The 17,976-nt window shown below is 67.3% G+C and carries 14 protein-coding genes; 11 read left to right on the top strand and 3 right to left on the bottom strand.

The window, feature by feature from the left end:
• Positions 1-22 precede the first annotated feature (22 nt).
• Positions 23-1,249, top strand: a complete 1,227-nt coding sequence (locus ACXN5S_RS07115; RefSeq protein WP_458604708.1) for an MFS transporter — start codon at positions 23-25, stop codon at positions 1,247-1,249.
• Between the two features lie 18 nt (positions 1,250-1,267).
• Here the strand turns inward: ACXN5S_RS07115 and ACXN5S_RS07110 are convergent, their stop codons facing one another.
• Both ACXN5S_RS07110 and ACXN5S_RS07105 read right to left on the bottom strand, forming a co-directional pair.
• Positions 1,268-1,792, bottom strand: a complete 525-nt coding sequence (locus tag ACXN5S_RS07110; protein WP_458604707.1) for a DUF3299 domain-containing protein — start codon at positions 1,790-1,792, stop codon at positions 1,268-1,270.
• 99 nt (positions 1,793-1,891) lie between these two features.
• Positions 1,892-2,995: an MBL fold metallo-hydrolase gene (locus tag ACXN5S_RS07105; protein WP_458604706.1), complete on the bottom strand. Its 1,104-nt coding sequence runs from the start codon at positions 2,993-2,995 to the stop codon at positions 1,892-1,894.
• Positions 2,996-3,676: 681 nt separating this feature from the next.
• Here ACXN5S_RS07105 and ACXN5S_RS07100 point away from each other — a divergent pair.
• The 4 genes from ACXN5S_RS07100 (at position 3,677) to ACXN5S_RS07085 (ending at position 10,360) form a co-directional block, all read left to right on the top strand.
• A complete protein-coding gene (locus tag ACXN5S_RS07100; protein WP_458604705.1) occupies positions 3,677-4,675 on the top strand; it encodes a TAXI family TRAP transporter solute-binding subunit in 999 nt (332 codons plus the stop codon).
• Between the two features lie 63 nt (positions 4,676-4,738).
• On the top strand, positions 4,739-6,988 hold the full coding sequence (locus tag ACXN5S_RS07095) for a TRAP transporter permease (RefSeq protein ID WP_458604704.1): 2,250 nt from the start codon (positions 4,739-4,741) through the stop codon (positions 6,986-6,988).
• A gap of 148 nt (positions 6,989-7,136) precedes the next feature.
• The gene (locus ACXN5S_RS07090; RefSeq protein WP_458604703.1) at positions 7,137-9,029 is read left to right on the top strand and encodes a sensor histidine kinase; all 1,893 of its coding nucleotides are present in this window, start codon (positions 7,137-7,139) and stop codon (positions 9,027-9,029) included.
• Positions 9,026-10,360 carry a sigma-54-dependent transcriptional regulator gene (locus tag ACXN5S_RS07085; RefSeq protein WP_458604702.1) on the top strand — a complete coding sequence of 445 codons (1,335 nt, stop codon included), beginning with the start codon at positions 9,026-9,028 and terminating at the stop codon, positions 10,358-10,360. Before ACXN5S_RS07090 ends, ACXN5S_RS07085 begins: the two co-directional genes overlap by 4 nt.
• 59 nt (positions 10,361-10,419) lie before the next feature.
• Here ACXN5S_RS07085 and ACXN5S_RS07080 read toward each other — a convergent pair whose 3' ends face one another.
• Positions 10,420-11,685 carry a D-tagatose-bisphosphate aldolase, class II, non-catalytic subunit gene (locus ACXN5S_RS07080; protein WP_458604701.1) on the bottom strand — a complete coding sequence of 422 codons (1,266 nt, stop codon included), beginning with the start codon at positions 11,683-11,685 and terminating at the stop codon, positions 10,420-10,422.
• A 110-nt stretch (positions 11,686-11,795) separates the two neighbouring features.
• On the opposite strand from ACXN5S_RS07080, the gene ACXN5S_RS07075 reads away from it, so the two are divergent.
• From ACXN5S_RS07075 to ACXN5S_RS07050, 6 genes are read left to right on the top strand one after another with little or no spacing between them, the layout of a single operon-like run.
• Entirely contained in the window at positions 11,796-12,569 is a 774-nt protein-coding gene (locus ACXN5S_RS07075) for a DeoR/GlpR family DNA-binding transcription regulator (protein ID WP_458604700.1), read from the top strand.
• Positions 12,566-13,522, top strand: coding sequence for an N-acetylglucosamine kinase (locus ACXN5S_RS07070; protein ID WP_458604699.1), 957 nt, complete (start codon positions 12,566-12,568; stop codon positions 13,520-13,522). Before ACXN5S_RS07075 ends, ACXN5S_RS07070 begins: the two co-directional genes overlap by 4 nt.
• Complete coding sequence (locus ACXN5S_RS07065; protein WP_458604698.1) at positions 13,519-14,490, top strand: SIS domain-containing protein; 972 nt, start codon at positions 13,519-13,521, stop codon at positions 14,488-14,490. The genes ACXN5S_RS07070 and ACXN5S_RS07065 overlap by 4 nt, the downstream gene beginning before the upstream one ends.
• A gap of 2 nt (positions 14,491-14,492) precedes the next feature.
• Entirely contained in the window at positions 14,493-15,812 is a 1,320-nt protein-coding gene (melA, locus tag ACXN5S_RS07060; RefSeq protein WP_458604697.1) for an alpha-galactosidase, read from the top strand.
• Entirely contained in the window at positions 15,784-16,881 is a 1,098-nt protein-coding gene (locus ACXN5S_RS07055; RefSeq protein WP_458604696.1) for an ABC transporter ATP-binding protein, read from the top strand. The genes melA and ACXN5S_RS07055 overlap by 29 nt, the downstream gene beginning before the upstream one ends.
• Positions 16,881-17,975, top strand: a complete 1,095-nt coding sequence (locus tag ACXN5S_RS07050; protein ID WP_458604796.1) for an amidohydrolase family protein — start codon at positions 16,881-16,883, stop codon at positions 17,973-17,975. Before ACXN5S_RS07055 ends, ACXN5S_RS07050 begins: the two co-directional genes overlap by 1 nt.
• The last annotated feature ends 1 nt before the right edge of the window (position 17,976 follow it).

Below are 17,976 nucleotides of genomic sequence, written 5' to 3'. Positions count from 1 at the left end.
CGCCATTTCACCCGAGGGGCCCATGCGCCTTCTGCTGCACCGCGATCTTTCGCTCTACCTCGCCGGCAACTTCGCCTCGATCACCGGCACATGGGCGCAGCGTGTCGTCGTCTTCTGGCTGGCCTGGGAGCTGACGGAATCCCCCTCGATCCTCGGTGTGCTGGCGGCGCTGGAGCTTCTGCCCTCGATCATCTTCGCCCCGCTCGCCGGAACATGGGCCGACCGCCGCCCCGCCGCCCGGCTGGCTCGGGACGTGCAGGCGGCCTCGATACTGCCGCCGCTGGCGCTGCTCGCCGTGGCGCTGATGGGAGAGCCGGGCCTGCCCGCGCTGGTGCTGGTGACGCTGGCGACAGGCGTGCTGAACGGGCTCGACCATCCGCTGCGCCTGCTTCTGGTGGGGCGCGTGGCGCCGAAGGGGCAGGTCTCGGGCGCGGTGGCGTGGAACTCGGCCGCCTTCAACGTCGGCCGCATGATCGGGCCGGCGCTCGGCGGCTGGGCGATCTCCGCCGGCCGGCCAGACCTCGTCTTCGCCTATAACGCGCTCTCCTACCTCGGCTTCGTCGTCGTGCTCACCATCGTAGGCCGGCACATGGCAGAGGCGGGGCCCGGCCCCGCCGGCGCCGGACAAGCAAGCTGGCGGAACCTCCTGCGCGCCTTCCCCCGCGATGTGCTGCTGCTGTTCGCGCTTTTCGCCGCCACCGCCGGCCTCTTGCGCCCGATCTTCGAGCTCCTGCCGAGCTTCGCCGACGCGCTCAGCGGCGGAGTAGGGGAGGCGAGCGCGCCCCCCCCAGGCGGGGCCGCCCCAAGCGGGGCAGGGGCCTTCTCGCTGCTCACCACGGCGCAGGCCGCGGGCGCGGTTGTGGGGGCGCTGGTTGCCTCAGTCCTGTTCGGCAGGTTCGGCAACCGGCGGGTCGCCATTGCCATGGCCTTGGTCGCCGCGCTCTCGGCGCTCGCCTTCGTCGCGGCGCCGACGCTTGCGCTGGCGGTGCTGGCCGTCGCCGTCATGTCGGGCGCCACGCTCGCCAATGGCATCGCCACGCAGGTCGACCTGCAGACGACGCTCGACGAGACCGTCCGTGGCCGCGCGCTCGCGCTCTACACCATGACGTTCCGCGGCCTGCCGGCGCTCGGCGCGCTGCTGCTCGGTGTGCTGGGGGAGGCGCTCAGCGTGCATCTCGCAGCGGCGCTCTCGGCGGTCGTGCTGCTGGTCGTCTGGGCGGTGCTGGCGCTGCGGATACGGCGCCACTAAGGGCGCCGTCGCAGGATCTTAGAGGTCGTAGATCTCGATATCGAGCGCCGTGATCCGGTAGCCGATCTCTGCGATCTCGGTGGAGCTGTGCGATATCTCCAGCCGTCCAGTCACCCAGACCGCTGTCCAGAAGCCGGTGCCTTCCAGAGGCTCGTTGGTCGTGACCATCACGAGCTGGTTCGGCGGCGGCGGGGGAACGTGGATGCAGGCACCCACGAAAGGCGCGAGGATGAACTCGGTGATGCCGCTGCCAGAGGTCTCCATCGGAATGATGAAGCCCGGCATGCGGATCAGCTTGCCTTCAAGGCTGGTGTTCAGCCGCGAGGCGTTCTCGTCCCAGACGGGCTTCCAGGTATCGGCCTCGACGTCGATCTCGCCGTCCTCGACCACCTCGGGGTAGGCGACATCTTCGGGGATAAGATCGCGCCAGGCGATGGTTTGCGGCGTCTGCGCCAGCGCCGTGCGGGGGGCGAGGGCCAGAGCGCCGCCGAGGGCCAGCATCTGGCGGCGGGAGAGGGTGGGGAAGGCGGGAATACGGCTCATGTCAGTTAAGTCCCTTTGCAATGATAAATGCGCGCCACGGCGGGAGGAACCGGGCGCGCATGCCCGGCGAGAGGGTCGCTCTCGCCGGGGTAGGAGGTCTTACTCGACCGGGGCGGGCACCGGGATGTCGGCGCCGTCAGCGACCATCTGCGCCACGTCGGCGGAGAGGCAGTTGCGCCAGGCGCTGTAGTAGCCGAGCACCTGCTCGTGGCCCACGATGTAGGGGTTGGTCGACGGGTCGGCCGCCATGTCGGCGATCTTCGTCAGGCCGTCATCGCCGATGGTGTGGTTCGACATGATGACGTCGGCGCCCATCAGCTCGCTCCAATAGGCCATGCGGTCGACCGACTCGCGCCACTGGTTGACGGTCGCGATGTCGCGCGGCGCGCCGACGCCACCCATGTAAGAGCCCATGTGCTCTTCACCTTCCCACGTCAGCGGGATCATGAACGACACGGTGCCGGGCGTGTGGCCGGGCGTGAGCAGAGCGGTCAGCGTGGTTTCGCCAAGCGTGATCTCCATGCCGTCGGTGATGACGAAGTCATTCTCATCCCGCTCGGGAATGTCGCCGGCGATCATCGCAAGCTGGTAATCCGCTTCGGACATGCCGACAGAGGCACCGGTCAGCTCCTTGAGATACTCAAGGCCGCCCGTGTGGTCGCCGTGGCCGTGCGAGATGATGATGATCTTGATGTCCTGCGGGTCGAGGCCCATGCGCATCATGTTGCCGACGATGAAGCCCTCGGCCTCTTCGGCGTCACGCAGCGTGTCGAGCAGGATGATGCCTTCGCTGGTGTCGAACGCCCAGATGTTGTTGGCGTCGTTGCCGATAGAATAGACGTTGTCGAACACTTCCAGCGGCACGGGGTATTCGGCGTTCAGCGCAGTGCCGCCATGGGGGTTCTTGCACTGGTAGAACATCGTCGGTCCCCAGTTGCCGTCGGCAGCGATGGCGGCGAGGCTGGCGTAGTCGAGCGCCGCGGGAGCGCTGTAGCCGCTGGTCTCGACCATCTCTTCGACGGTGTTGATCTCGGGGCGGCCGCCGTTCGGCGTGTCTTCATGGCCTTCCCAGACAGCACCCTGCCGCTCGGGCGAAAGAGGCGTGTTCTCGGGGTAGGGCGGGATGTTGTCCTGCGCGAAGGCGATGGTGCCTTGCAGGGCGAGGGCGGCAATGCCGGTCGCCAGGGCCAGTTTGGATTTCATTTGCATAAGCTGTCTCAGCCCCTTGGGCTGACCTCCTCATTTAGTGTTGCCCCGTTTCCGGGGCGTCCGTCCGACGAACGAGCATACGTGGACGCGGCCGGCGATGCGCACATCGCCAGAATGAACGGCCGAGCAAGGCGCGACCGTATCCAACCGCCCCGCGTGCGGGGCGTGTCAGGTGCTAAATTTTGTTTTTGAAACCGAGCCGCCCTCCGGCGACCTGTCTCCTCCTGAAAGGAAGGATGGCATGAAGAGCTTCTGTAGAGAAACGGAAATTTCTACACGTTAGGGTAAGGAAAACTGTACGATCCGGTGCGGACGCGCAGCCGTCTTCACAGCTTATTCAGGCTTCCGTGCCACCTGACATGGCCACGTCACGAGACGCTGCTTCGGATGGTTGAGGCCGAATCGTGCCCTCGCAGCAGGGCGCGAAACCCCGAAACGCCCAATCCCTGACATCGCAAACCACGCCCTAGCCCCGCCCCAATCTGGCGCGATGGGCGCAATCCTACACGCCGTGATCCCGGCGATGGGTGAGGCAGGGAACATCCCTGCAGCCGACGCGCAAAAAACTGGCAGGCTGAGCTCTGCACCTTTTGCATAGCAGCTAGTCGGCTGCTCCAACCGCATCTCGACGGCAGCGCGCATTCTGCGGGGCTCGTCGAAATCGGAGGAGACAAGATGAATACGCACGTTTCAATTCTTGCCGGCTGCACGCTCGCGCTTGGCATCGCCGGCGCCGCCAGCGCGCAAGACGTCGATCGCTCGGACTGGCCGTCCAGCTTCACCGTCGGCACCGCCAGCCAGGGCGGCACCTATTTCGCCTATGGCTCCGGCTGGGCGAACCTCGTAGCCGATGAGCTCGGCCTCTCCGGCGGCGCCGAAGTAACCGGCGGCCCGATGCAGAACATGGCGCTCGTTCACACCGGCGATCTCGCCTTCGGCATGACGACCCTCGGGCCGGCCCGCGAGAGCATGGAAGGCACCAACCCGATTGCGCCCGGTCTGGAGATGACCAATGCCTGCGCGATCTTCCCGATGTACCAGACGCCGTTCTCGGTGACGGCGCTCACCTCCTCGGGCATCGCCAGCATTTCCGATATCCCCGATGGCGCGCGTATCGGCTTCGGCCCGGCAGGCTCGACGTCTGACACCTATTTCCCGCAGATGATGGACATTCTGGGCGTCGAGTACGAGCGCCGCAACGGCGGCTGGTCCGACCTTGGCGGCCAACTGCAGGACGGTTTGCTCGACGTGATCGCCTTCGCCGCGGGTATCCCGGTGCCGGCGGTCAGCCAGCTCGAGGTGCAGACTGACGTCAACATCATCCAGTACACCGAAGAAGAGCAGCAGCAGCTGATGGATGCTTTCCCGGTGTCTCAGTTCGAGATCCCGGCGGACACCTATTCCAGCCTCTCCGAGCCGGCGCGCTCGGTGGCGATGTGGAACTTCGCCATCGCCAATTGCGACCTGCCGGCGAGCTTCGTGGAAGCGGTTGTCGATGTCGTCATGTCCGACAACGAGCGGATGGTGAACATCCACCGCGCCGCGCAGACGACGGTGCCGGAGAACGCCGACAAGAACACCGTTCTGCCCTGGCATCCCGGTGCGGCGGCCTGGTTCCGCGAGAACACCGACGTCGAGATCGCTGACGACATGATCTACAGCGGCGGCAACTGAGCGCTGTGACAATCCGGCGGGCCCCGCATGCCGGGGCCCGCCCGTTCAGAGGGAGGGGATAGAATGGTCGCAGTTCAGTCAGCGAAAGAGGAAAGCCTGATCGCCGAAGGCGTCGATGAAGAGGTCATCGAGAACAACCGGCGGCTCTTTGTCGGGTGGCGCTTCACCCTCATCGCCGTGGCCGCGGGCCTTTATGCCGCGTTCCACATGGCGGCCCTCACCGGGCTGTCGATCTCTGGAATGACGGGCATCGATCTGCCGTTCCTGCCGACCTTCCCGATGGAAACCTGGAACTTCCGCATCGTGCACGTGGCCGGCGCTCTGATCCTCGGCTTCCTGCTCTACGCGCCCAACGCCTTTCCCGAAGACAAGGACGGCGAGACCCGGCTGATCGGCATTCTCGCCCTGGCCCTCGGGATACCGGCGGTCTTCTCGCTGATCGTGGCGATCTGGTTCGCCCTGCAAATCAACTCCGGCGTCCAGTGGACGGGCATGGACCCGGTTATCAAGTTTCGTGAGACATGGCTCTTCGGCGCCCCGCTCTGGCTTGCCACCTTCGGTGGCATCGCCCTGAGTTGGTGGCACCGGCGCGTTCGCACGGGCTATGCGATCCCCGACATCGTTCTGTCGATCTGCGCCGTTGCGGTCGCTGTCTACCTGATCGCCATCTACGGCACGCTTATGCGTAACTCGACGGGTACGCCCTTCGCCCCCATCGGCATCTCGATGGCGGCTGTGGCAGGCTCGGCGCTGATCCTGGAGATGACCCGGCGGGTCGCCGGCCTGGCGCTCGTCGTCATCTCGGCGATCTTCCTGATCTACGTGTTCACCGGGCAGTTCCTGCCGGGCTTCCTGAACTCTCCGCAGATCGAATGGGGCCGCTTCTTCAGCCAGCTCTATACCGACGCCGGCATTCTCGGCCCGACAACGGCGGTCTCTTCCACTTACATCATCCTCTTCATCATCTTCGCCGCCTTCCTGCAGGCCTCGAAGGTGGGGGACTACTTCGTGAACTTCGCCTTCTCGCTCGCCGGCCGCGCCCGGGGCGGGCCGGCCAAGGTGGCGATCTTCGCCTCCGGCCTCATGGGCATGATCAACGGCACCTCGGCGGGCAACGTCGTGGCCACCGGCTCGCTGACGATCCCGCTGATGAAGAAGGTCGGCTACAAGCCCAAGACCGCCGGCGCCATCGAGGCCGCGGCCTCTACCGGCGGGCAGATCGTGCCGCCGATCATGGGCGCGGGCGCCTTCATCATGGCAGAGATCACCGGCATACCCTACACGCAGATCGCCATCGCCGCGATCATCCCGGCGATCCTCTACTTCGTGTCGGTCTACTTCATGGTCGATTTCGAAGCCGCCAAACTTGGCATGTCGGGCATGCGCAAGGAGGAGATCCCCTCCACCCGCAAGCTGATGAAGCAAATCTTCCTCTTCATCCCCATCGTCATCCTGATCGTCGCGCTGTTCTTCGGCTATTCGGTGATCCGTGCCGGCGTCTATGCCACGCTCGCCGCCGTTGCGGTGAGTTGGCTGACGGTCAATCGCATGGGGCCGAAGAAGATCGCCAAGGCGTTCGAGATGGGCGGCATCATGGCCATCCAGATCATCGCCGTCTGCGCCTGTGCGGGCATCATCGTGGGCGTCATCAGCCTCACCGGCGTCGGCGCGCGCTTCTCTTCTGTGCTGCTCGACCTCGCCTCGACCTCGCAGCTGCTGGCGCTGTTCTTCGCGATGTGCATCTCGATCCTGCTGGGCATGGGCATGCCCACGACGGCCGCCTATGCCGTTGCCGCCTCGGTCGTGGCACCGGGCCTCGTGCAGCTCGGCATCAGCCCGCTGACGGCGCATTTCTTCGTCTTCTACTTCGCGGTGCTCTCGGCAATCACGCCGCCGGTTGCCCTGGCCAGCTACGCTGCGGCGGGCATCTCGGGCGCCAACGCGATGGAGACCTCGGTCGCCTCGTTCAAGATTGGTATCTCGGCCTTCATCGTGCCCTTCATGTTCTTCTACAACGCGGCGATCCTCATGGACGGCACGGTGTTCGAGATCGTGCGGGCCGCCATCACCTCGATCATCGGCGTCTACCTGCTCTCGGCAGGCGTCCAGGGGTGGTTCATCCTCGGCAGGGCCAGCTACGCGACACGGGGCCTTCTCATCCTCGCGGCGCTGGCGCTGATCGAGGGCGGGCTCATGAGCGATCTCATCGGCGTGGCGCTGGTCGCGGCGGCCTATGTGATCCACCGCTTCAAGGACGCGGACATGACCGCAACCGAGCTGCTGAACGGCCAGGACAAGTCGAGCGTCAGCTGATCGCTCTCGGCGCGCGCCCCGACCTTCACGGGGGGCGCGCGCCACCAGCTTCAAGCGAAATGATGGCCATGCGCCGCCCGGCCGCAACCCGTTGCGCGGCCGGGAATTTCCATCAAGACTTTCGGGCAGCAAAGCGCGACAACAGGTCATGACCGAGGAAACAGCCACCGGCGCCTTCAATCCGCCCCGCAACGGCACTGCCGCGCGAGGGGCTGCGAAGGTGCGGCGGGGCCGCCGCTGGCCGGCCTGGCGCACGCTGACGATACTGACTGTCGTCGCCGCGGCGATTGGCTTTCTGGTGCTGACCTTCCTGCTCAGCTTCTTTCAGGATCAGGCCACCCAGCGCGCCCGCACGGCCACAACCAGTTCGGCCGATCTGGTGGACGACTGGTTCTCGCACTTCGCGCCCTTGCCCTATCTTCTGGCCCGCGACCCCCGGGTGATCGACGTCATGGCCAGCGAGGCGGATGCCGCCGATCTGGGCTGGCTGAACCGCGAGCTGGAGGTGTGGAAGGACTATACCCAGACCTCCGACATCTACCTGATGGCGCCCGATGGAACGACGGTCGCCGCCTCCAATGCCGAGACGGACATCAGCTTCGTCGGCCAGAACTTCTCCTACCGCCCCTATTTTCAGGAGGCGATGGAGGGTGAGGCGGGGCGCCTGTTCGCCCTTGGCACCACGTCGGGCCTGCGCGGCTACTACCTGTCGGCCCCGGTGCGCAACGGCGCCGAGGTTGTCGGCGTCGCCGTGGTGAAGATCTCCATCGACCCGCTGGAGCTGGCCCTCGCGAACAGCCCCTTCAGCCTGTTCGTCACCGATCAGACCGGCGTGGTCATCATCTCCAACGTCGAAGAGCTGCGGCTGTCGTCCCTCGGCGCCCTCACGCCGGACGCCGCGGATGAGATCACGCGAACCCGTCGCTTTGATCTGGAAGGGATCGACCGCGCGCCCATCGTCGCTGCGGGCAGCTGGGGACCGGAGCGGCCACTGGTGCGCGGGCCGTCCAAAGAGGGCGGGCAGGCGCGCACCTATCTGCATCTGACCGAACCGCTGACCCAGAACCCCTGGACACTGCACTTGCTCTACGACACGGCGCCGGCGCGAAGCTCGGCCCTGACGTGGAGCCTGGTGGCCTTCTCCCTCTTCCTCGCGGCCCTGGCCATGAGCGCTCTCGCGCTCGGGCGCCGCCGCCGCCTGATCGAGCGGCTGAACGAACGCGAGCGGGCCGAGCGGGAGCTGGAGCGTCGGGTCGCCGCCCGGACCGTCGCTCTGGAGACAGAGGTGAGAGACCGCCGCGCCGCCGAGACGAACCTGCGCCAGACCCAGCACGAGCTGGTCCAGGCCGGCAAACTCGCGGCGCTCGGGCAGATGTCGGCGGCGCTGAGCCATGAGTTCAACCAGCCGCTGACGGCCATCCGCACTTATGTCGAAAACGCCGTCGCCTTCCACGAGGCGGGCAAGAAGGCGCAGGCCACCCAGAACCTCGACCGGGTGCTGCGCCTGACCGAGCGCATGGCGCAGCTGTCGAAGCGCCTGAACCGCTTCGCCCGCAAGTCCGACAACGAGGTGCACCCTGTCGAGATCGACGCCGTGATCGACGAGGCGCTCAACCTCCTCTCCGGCCGGATCGAGCGCTCGGAGACCCGGATCGACCGGCAGGGCGAGCGGGGCCTTGTGGTTCTGGGCGGCGAGGTGCGCCTGCAGCATGTGGCCATGAACCTGATCGGCAATGCCATCGATGCCGTCCCCGAAGATCGTGAGCCGGCGATCAACGTCCGCATGGTCTCAAATGGGATGACCGCCCAGATGATCGTCGAAGACAACGGCACCGGCATCCCCGACGAGGTCGCCGACCGGATCTTCGACCCGTTCTTCACCACCAAGGAGGTCGGGCGCGGCCTCGGGCTGGGCCTGTCCATCTGCTACAACATCGTGCGCGACTTCGGCGGCACGATGGTTGCCGAAACACGCCCCGAAGGCGGCGCGCGGGTGACGGTCACACTGCGTCTGTCCAAAGCGGAGCCGGGCCCCGCATGAGCGATCCTGACATCATCCTGGTGGACGACGACGAGGATATCCGCCTGTCGCTGAGCCAGACCCTCGAACTGGCAGGGCACGACGTGCTGGCCTTCGCGCGCGGCGAGCGCGCCGTCGAACGGATCGGCCCCAATTTCGCCGGCGTCGTCATCTCCGACATCAAGATGCCCGGGATGGACGGTTTACAGCTGCTGGAGGCGGTTCTTCAGATTGACATGACGATCCCCGTCGTCATGATCACCGGCCATGGCGACGTGCCGCTCGCTGTCGAGGCGCTCGGCAAGGGCGCTTTCGATTTCATCGAAAAGCCCTTCGCCAGCGACCGGCTGACCAGCGCCATCGAGCGCGGCATCGAGCACCGCAGGATGGTGCTGGAGCTGCGCGACCTGCGCGAGACGGCAACGGTCGACTCGTCGCTCGAAAACCTGATCCTCGGGCAATCCGCCCCGATCGTCGAGCTTCGCCAGAAGGTCGAAACCATCGCCAGGAGCGATATCGATGTGCTGATCGTCGGTGCGACGGGCACCGGCAAGGAACATGTCGCCCGTGCGATCCACAGCAGGGGCGGGCAGGAGCGCGAGGGGCCGTTCGTCACCATCAACCTCACGGCCCTGCCCGAGGCGCAGATCGAGAACGAGCTCTTCGGCTATGTCTCGGGCGCCTTTCCCGGCGCCAACCGCGCCCGCATCGGTCGGCTCGAACATGGGCGCGGCGGCACCATCTTCCTCGACGAAATCGGATCGGCCCCCCTTTCGCTGCAGGCCAAGCTGCTGCGTGTCATCGAAGACCGCGCGGTCGTGCCCTTGGGCGCCTCCGAGCCCGTGCCGCTTGAGGCTCGCTTCATCGCCTCCAGCCGCTCGCCCCTAGAGCCGCTGGTCGCCGCCGGCGAGTTCAGGGACGATCTGCTCTACCGCATCAACCCCGTCACGATCCGCCTGCCGGCGCTCTCCGACCGGCCCGAAGACCTGCCACGGCTGTTTCAGCGCTTCGTCACCGACGCCGCGCGCCGCTTCAAGAAGCCCGAACCACCGATCACGCCCGAGCAGCTCATCGAGCTGGGCAACCGCACCTGGGCCGGCAACATGCGCGAGCTGCGCAACGCGGCGGAGCTCTTCGTGCTGGGGTTGGAGACTGAGAGACCGACAGAGGCTGCGAGCGGGCAGACCCTTCCGGAACGCATGGACCGCATCGAGCGCGACATCATCGCGGCAACCCTGGCTGCCCAGAACGGCAGCGTGAAAAAAACCTACGAGGCCCTAGGTCTGTCGCGGAAGACGCTCTACGACAAGATGCAGAAGCACGGGCTGCGCCGCGAAGAGTTCTCCGGCTGAGGGCAGAGGGCGCGGGGGCGGGTGGCAAACTGCTGGCCCGCACAGCCACCCGTGCTCTGTCAGCACTCCGGGTTGCAGGCGGCCTCGTAGATCCTGAGCACGCGCGTGACCGAGCCGAGCAGCAGCGAGTGGGCATCGGAAGCAAGTGCGCCGCTCACCACCTCGGGCCAGAGCGGCGCGAGATATTGCGAGATCAGCGTCTCCGGCACGGACCGGTCGCCGAAGCGCTCCAGCAGGGCAGCCACCAGCCGCTGCGCCTCGGACTCTCCCCAGTAGTAACGGATGCGGTCGGAATAGCTGAAGTGGCGCAGCAGCTTCTGCTCGCCCGCGTCGCCCGGATAGTAGCGCTGCCAATGGCCGGGGCTCTCCAGCATCAGGGCCTCCATCCCGGCGCGGAGGTCACTTTCGCCGAAGAGATCCATCGCGATGGCGTCGAGCGAGTAGAGCGCTTCGCGAAGGGCGAAGGTGAGCCACGGGCCGACCTTGAGGATGGCGAAGCCGTCCCGCACCAGCGCGGCCAGCGCCTCCGGCGGCTGGTAATCGGTGGAATGCGCCTCGAAGAGGAGGCCCAGATCGGCGCGCGCGGCGACCAGTTTCCTTGCGGCTTCGGGGTCGTAGCCGATGACGTTGTCATGCCCGAACTCCACCCCCGGCTGCACGACGAGGGCGATGGCCCGGCCGAAGGCGTCGCCGACGCCGGCTTTCTCGAAGGCCCGGGCGGCGTCGCGGGTGGTGGCGCGCGCGTCTTGGGGCGTCGTCACCTCCAGCGTATCGACATGCTCCGTCGCGCCGCCCGGCACCGGCACCTCGGTGCCGATGACATAGACGGGGGCAGGGGAGGCACCCACGCGTTCGGCGGCCGCCGCGAGCCGGGCGGCGCGCTCGGCCATCGTGGCTTCGGGCAGAGGAACGGGGTCATCCGCGCAGCTCATGCTTGCGTCGAGGTGGATCTTGGTGAAGCCGGCGCTCGTGTAGGCGGCGACCATGGCGACGGCCTTCTCCATCGCCTCGCTCGCTGGCAGGTGGCGCCAGGGGTTGGGGCCGAGGTGGTCGCCGCCAAGGATAAGGCGCGCCGGGTCGAAGCCCACCCGCTCTGCGATGCCGAGCACGAAGTCGCGGAAGGCCTCCGGCGTCATGCCCGTATAGCCGCCCTCCTGGTTCACCTGGTTGCAGGTCGCCTCGATCAGCACCGGGCCTGAGCCCGCGGCGGCATGGGCCAGCGTGGCCTCCAGCACCAGCGGATGGGCCGAGCAGATCGAGGGGATGCCGCGCGCCTCGCCGGCGGCCTGACGCTCCATGAGCTCGTGAAAATATGTGCGCGCCATCGGGGCCTCCTGGGCGATATGATCATTAACGATCAAAAATGCGATTGACTCTGATCGTTAAGCCCATGCATGCTGGTCATGCAAGATCGAAATCGACCACGGGACCTTCCATGAAGCTCGAACGCGCCTCGTCCATCCGACAGCTGCTCTTCGCCAAGGGGCAGATGACGATCGCCGAGATTGCCGAGGCGGTGAACGCCTCGGAGCCGACGGTGCGGCGCGACCTGATCGAGCTGGAAGCCAAGGGCCTGATCGAGCGCAGCCACGGCTCGGCCCGCATCGCGGAAGAGACGGGGGCGGAGATCGGCTTCGAGATGCGCGAGCGGATCCGGCTGGAAGAGAAGCGCGCCATCAGCGAGGCGGCCTACCAGCGCCTGCGCCCGCGCACCTCCGTCTTTCTCGATGCCGGCACGACCGTTCTGCAGCTCGCCCGGCTCATCCGCCTTTCGCCGATGCCGCTGAAGATCTTCACCAATTGCCTGCCCGTCGCGCAGGTGCTGATGGCGACCGACGATGTTGAGCTCACGCTCATCGGCGGCGCGATGCGGGCCGAGAATGCCTCCATGGTCGGCCCGCTGGCCGAGGCCATGGTCGGGCGCCTGCATTTCGATCAGGTCTTCCTCGGCATGGGCGCGCTCGGCAGCGACGGGTGCATCTACACCGCTCACCCGCAGGAGGCGCAGCTGAACGCGCTGACGCTGGAGCGCTCGGAGCAGGCGGTGATCCTCGCCGATGCGTCGAAGTTCGGCAGCTACCTCACCCATTTCGTTGCCGAGATGAGCAGCGGCATGGCGCTGATCAGCGATACCGGCCTTGATGCGGAATGGCAGGAGCGGCTCGTCTCGATCGGCGTCGCCACGGAACTGGCAGAGCTGCCGGCATGAGCCTGATCCTCGGCATCGACAGCGGCGGCACCAAGACGCTCGCCCTCGCGGTGGATCACGACGGGAAGGTGGTGCGCGCCAGCACCGGCCCGGGGCTCGACCCGACCGGCAGCGCCGCGCCGGAGGCAGAGCTGCGCGCCGCGCTCAGCGCCATCCGCGCGCAGACGGGCGAGGTGGAGGCCGCGACGCTGGGGCTGGCCTATCACACCGAGCTCGCCGAGATCAGCCGCATGCAATCCGCCGTGGCGGCGGAGGTGCTGGGCGGCGGCGCGCGCGTGCTCAACGACGTGGATATCGCCCATCGCGGCGTCTTTCAGGGGCAGGAGGGCATCCTCTGCCTCGCCGGCACCGGCTCGATGGCCTGGGCGGTTGGCCCGAACGGCACCGCGCGCGCCGGGGGCTTCGGGCCGCTGATCGGCGACGAAGGCTCGGCGTATGACATTGGCCGCCGCGCCCTGCAGCTCCTCTCGCACGAGGCCGATGGCCGCCGCCCGGCCAGCCCCTTCGGTGCCACGCTCTCCTCTGCGCTGGGCATCCCGCCCGAGGGCCTGATCGACTGGATCTACACGCACCCCAGCCCCCGCGCCGGCGTGGCCGACGTGGCCCGCACCGTCTCCGCCCTCGCGGCGGAGGGCGATGCGCAGGCGCAAACGCTTCTTACCGGGGCCGCCGCCGAACTGGCCGCCGCCGCCCGTGCCGCTGCGGGGCAAGCGGGGCTGGGGCAGGGCGCGCCCTGGGCCACCGGCGGCAGCGTCTTCCGCGATGCCGTCTTCTCGCAGGCCCTGACCGAGCACATGGGATCCGCCCCGAAGCAAGGCGGCCTGCCGCCCGTGGGCGGGGCGCTGATCGATGCGGCGAAGCGCGCCGGCTGGCCCGTCACCCCCGATTTCACCGGGCGCCTCGGCGCCGCGATTCAGACCCATCTGTCAAAGAAGCATCAGGACACAAGATGACATCACTCACCGAAACGGTCATTCGCGGCCAGTTCAGGTATCTGCGGGAGGCGCTCTCGCTGCCGGTCCCCGCGCTGACATCCCCGCCCGGGCCGCTCGTGTTCGTCGGCTGCGGCACATCCTACTATCTCGCGCAGGCGCTCGCCGCCGTCGCGAATACGCGGGGCCTCTCCGCGCTCGCCGTGCCCGGCGCCGAATGGACGCACCGCCCCGAGGCCTACCTGCCCGACAGCGCCGGCGCGACCGTCATCGGCCTCTCCCGCTCCGGCACGACGACCGAGACGGTGGCCGCCCTCAACGCCTCCCGCCAGCGCGGCCTGCCCACCGTGGCCATTTCCTGCGAGGAGGGCTCAACGATCCTCACCGCGGCGGACACCGCCGTCTACCTGCCGACCGATGGCCGCGAGGGCATCGTGATGAGCGTCTCCGCCAGCCTGATGCTGCTGGGCGGCCTGCGGATGCTGGGCGTGCCGCTCGCAGAGCAGGACGTGGCCGAGGGCGAGGCGATCCTCGCCGCGCTGGACGAGGGGGCCGCGCTGATCGACGGCACCACCCATCACGTCTTTCTTGGCGCGGGGCCGCTCTACGGCATCGCCAGCGAGGGCGCGTTGAAGCTCATGGAAATGAGCATCCTGCCCGCGCAGAGCTTTCACCCGATGGAATTCCGCCACGGCCCCATCTCGCTCACCGACGAGGGCACGCTGGCCGTCATGCTCTACAGCGCCGCCACGGCGACGCACGAGGCCGCTGTCGTGGCCGATCTGCAAGGCAAGGGCGCCCGCGTCATCGGCTTCGGCGGCACCGGCGCGCTCAGCCTCGGCAAGCCCGCCGCCGATGACGCGGCGAGCTGCCTGCATGTGCTGCCCGCGCTGCAACTCCTTGGCGAGAAGGTCGCGCTAAGCCGCGACATCGACACCGAAACCCCGCGGCACCTGACGAAAGTCGTGGTGCTGAACCAACAGGACTAAACATGGCCAAGATCACCTTCATCGGCGCGGGCTCGACCGTCTTCGCGCAGAACATCCTCGGCGACGTGCTGTCGAACCCAGAGCTTGCCGACAGCGAAATCGCGCTGTTCGACATCGATGCCGAGCGCCTATCCACCTCCGAGATCATGGCGCGCCGCATCGCGAGCACTCTCAAGCTGCAGGGCCTCAGCATCACGGCCACGACCGACCGGCGCGAGGCGCTCAAGGGCTCCGATTTCGTGGTGCTGATGATGCAGATCGGCGGCTACAAGCCCTCGACCGTCATCGACTTCGAGATCCCCAAGGAATTCGGCGTGCGCCAGACCATCGCCGACACGCTCGGCATCGGCGGCATCTTCCGCGCCCTGCGCACGATCCCCGTCGTGCTCGACGTGGCGAAAGACATGGACGAGCTCTGCCCCGGCGCCCTGATGATGAACTACGTCAACCCGATGGCCATGATCTCCTGGGCCGTGCAGGAGGCCTATCCGAACCTCGCCTATGTCGGCCTTTGCCACTCGGTTCAGGAAACCTCTGAGCATCTGGCTCGTGTGCTGGGCGAAGACATCGGCCAGATCGATTACACCTCGGCCGGCATCAACCATGTCGCCTTCTTCACGAAGTTCCAGAAGCGCCTGCCGGGCGGCGGCCATGAAGATCTCTATCCGCGCCTCAAAGCCATCGCCGAGGAGGGCCGCGCGCCCGAGGGCGACAAGGTGCGCTTCGAGGTGCTGCGCAGCCTCGGCCATTTCGTCACCGAAAGCTCCGAGCATTTCAGCGAATACACGCCCTGGTTCATCAAGTCGGGCCGCGACGACCTGATCGACCGCTACCAGGTGCCGCTCGATGAATACATCCGCCGCTGCGAAGAGCAGATCGCCGAATGGAAGGTGCTCAAGCACGAGCTGGAGGATGAGAGCGCGCCGCTGGAGGTGGAGCAATCCAACGAATACGCCGCCGCCATCATTCACGGCATGGTCACCGGCACGAACCACCTGATCTACGGCAACCTGCGCAACAACGGCCTCATCACCAACCTGCCCGCCCAGGCGGCGGTGGAGGTGCCCTGCCATGTCGACCGCAACGGCATTCAGCCGATCCGCGTGGGCAACGTGCCGATCCAGCTGGCCGCCGTGATGCGCTGGCAGATCAACGTGCAGGAGCTGACGGTGGCCGCCGCGCTGACGGGCAAGCGCGAGCATATCTACCACGCCGCGCTGATGGACCCGCACACGGCCGCCGAGCTGGCGCCCGACCAGATTCGCAAGCTTTGCGATGCGCTGATCGAGGCGCATGGCGATTTCCTCCCGGCCTATAGCTGAGCGGAGGGCCAACCCGATGGGCCAACTGGCGGTAAACAACCTGCGCAAATCCTTCGGCACCGTGGAGGTGATGAGCGATGTGGGGTTTGATGTGGCGTCCGGCGAGTTCGTCGCCCTCGTCGGCCCGTCGGGATGCGGCAAATCCACCTTGCTGCGCATGATTGCCGGGCTGGAGGAGATCACCTCCGGCACGATCAGCATCGAGGGGCGGGTGGTGAACGACATCGCCCCCAAGGCGCGGAACATTGCCATGGTGTTCCAGAACTACGCGCTCTACCCGCATATGAGCGTGCGCAAGAACATGGGCTTCTCGCTGTATCTTCACGGCGAGACCAAGCCCGAGATCGAGCGCCGCGTGCAGGAGGCCGCCAAGATGCTGGGCCTCGAGGCGCTGCTCGACCGGCTGCCCGGCCAGCTTTCGGGCGGGCAAAGGCAGCGGGTGGCGATGGGCCGGGCCATCGTGCGCCAGCCCGCCGTTTTCCTTTTCGACGAGCCGCTGTCGAACCTCGATGCCGCCCTGCGCGTACAGATGCGCAGCGACATCCGCGCGCTGCATGACCGGCTCGGCACGACATCCGTCTTCGTCACGCATGACCAGATCGAGGCGATGACGATGGCCGACCGGATCATCGTGCTCCGCGGTGGCAGGCTGGAGCAGATCGGAGCGCCGCTGGAGCTCTACGATACACCCTGCAATGTCTTCGTCGCCGGCTTCATCGGCTCGCCCGCCATGAACCTTCTGCCCGGCGTGGCAGAAGCGGGCCAGCTCCGCGTCGGCACGAGCACTCTCGTGCCGCTCGATGCAGAGGTCGCGGGCCCGGTGACATGGGGCATCCGGCCGGAGCATCTCGACTGGGTGGCCGAGCCGGGGCCGGGCGTCCTCACCGGCAAGGTGACGGGGCTGGAGCGCACGGGCGCCACGGATTTCGTCATCGCCGATGCGGGCGGGGTGGAGCTGCGCGCCGTTCTGCAGGAGCGCCACGCCATCGCGCGGGGTAGCGACATCCACCTGCGCCCCCGCGCCGGCCTGTCGCATTACTTCGACCCCGAGACGGAGCTGCGCCTGTGATGGACCCGCGCCTCTCCGAATTTCGCCCCCGCCCCGCGGTGGTGCGCCTGGAGACGCGGCTCTCCGGCCCGATGATGCCCTTCATCGACGCGCACAACCACCTCGGCCAGTTCGGCGGCAACTGGGCCGACCGCCCGGCGGAGGAGTTCTTCGACCGGCTGGAGGGGCAGGGGTGCGTTCACTACGTCGATCTCGATGGCGGTTGGGGCGAGGACATTCTCGATGATCGCCTGCGCCGCTACAAAGAGCGGGCGCCCGAGCGCTACCGCGTCTTCGGCGGCGTCGACTGGGCGCTCTGGGGCGAGGAGGGCACCGCCTTTCCCGAGCGCGCCGCGGCCCGGCTGCGGGCGCAGGTGGCGCGCGGCGCCGAGGGGCTGAAGATCTGGAAGCCGTTCGGGCTTACCGTGAAAGACCACGAGGGCAAGCTCGCCCGCGTGGATGACCCGGCCCTCGACCCGATCTGGCAGACCGCCGGCGAGCTGGGCCTGCCGGTGCTGATGCATGTGGCCGACCCGGTGGCCTTCTTTGACCCCATCAGCCCCACCAACGAGCGCATCGAAGAACTCGGCGCCCATCCAGAATGGTCCTTCCCGTCGCCGCCCTATCCGGCCTTCCTGTCCATCCTCGACGCTTTCGCCTGCCTCGTGCAGCGCCACCCGGGCACGACCTTCATCGGCGCGCATGTCGCCTGCTATGCCGAAAACCTCGCGTGGGTCTCCGCCCTGATGGACGAGTGCCCGAACCTCTACATCGATTTCTCCGCCCGCATCGGTGAGCTCGGCCGCGTGCCCTACAGCGCCCGCGACTTTATGCTGCGCCATTCGGGCCGCATCCTCTTTGGCACCGATGCCGGGCCGGACCCGGCGACCTGGGGCCTTTACGCGCGCTTCCTTGAGACGCGCGACGAGTATTTCTCCTATTCCACCGAGCCTGTCCCCGGGCAGGGGCGGTGGATGATCTACGGGCTCGGCCTGCCGAAGCCCGTTCTCTCCGCGATCTATCACGACAACGCAGCACGGCTCTTCGGCCTGCAAGCTGCGGCACCGGTCGCGGACCCGCCCGCCGAAAATCCTCCTTCCACAGGGATCCATTGAT

The organism is Pseudoroseicyclus sp. H15 (assembly GCF_054353345.1).
The sequence above is the reverse complement of the archived record's forward strand: the minus strand, read 5'-3'. Positions and strand labels throughout refer to the sequence as shown.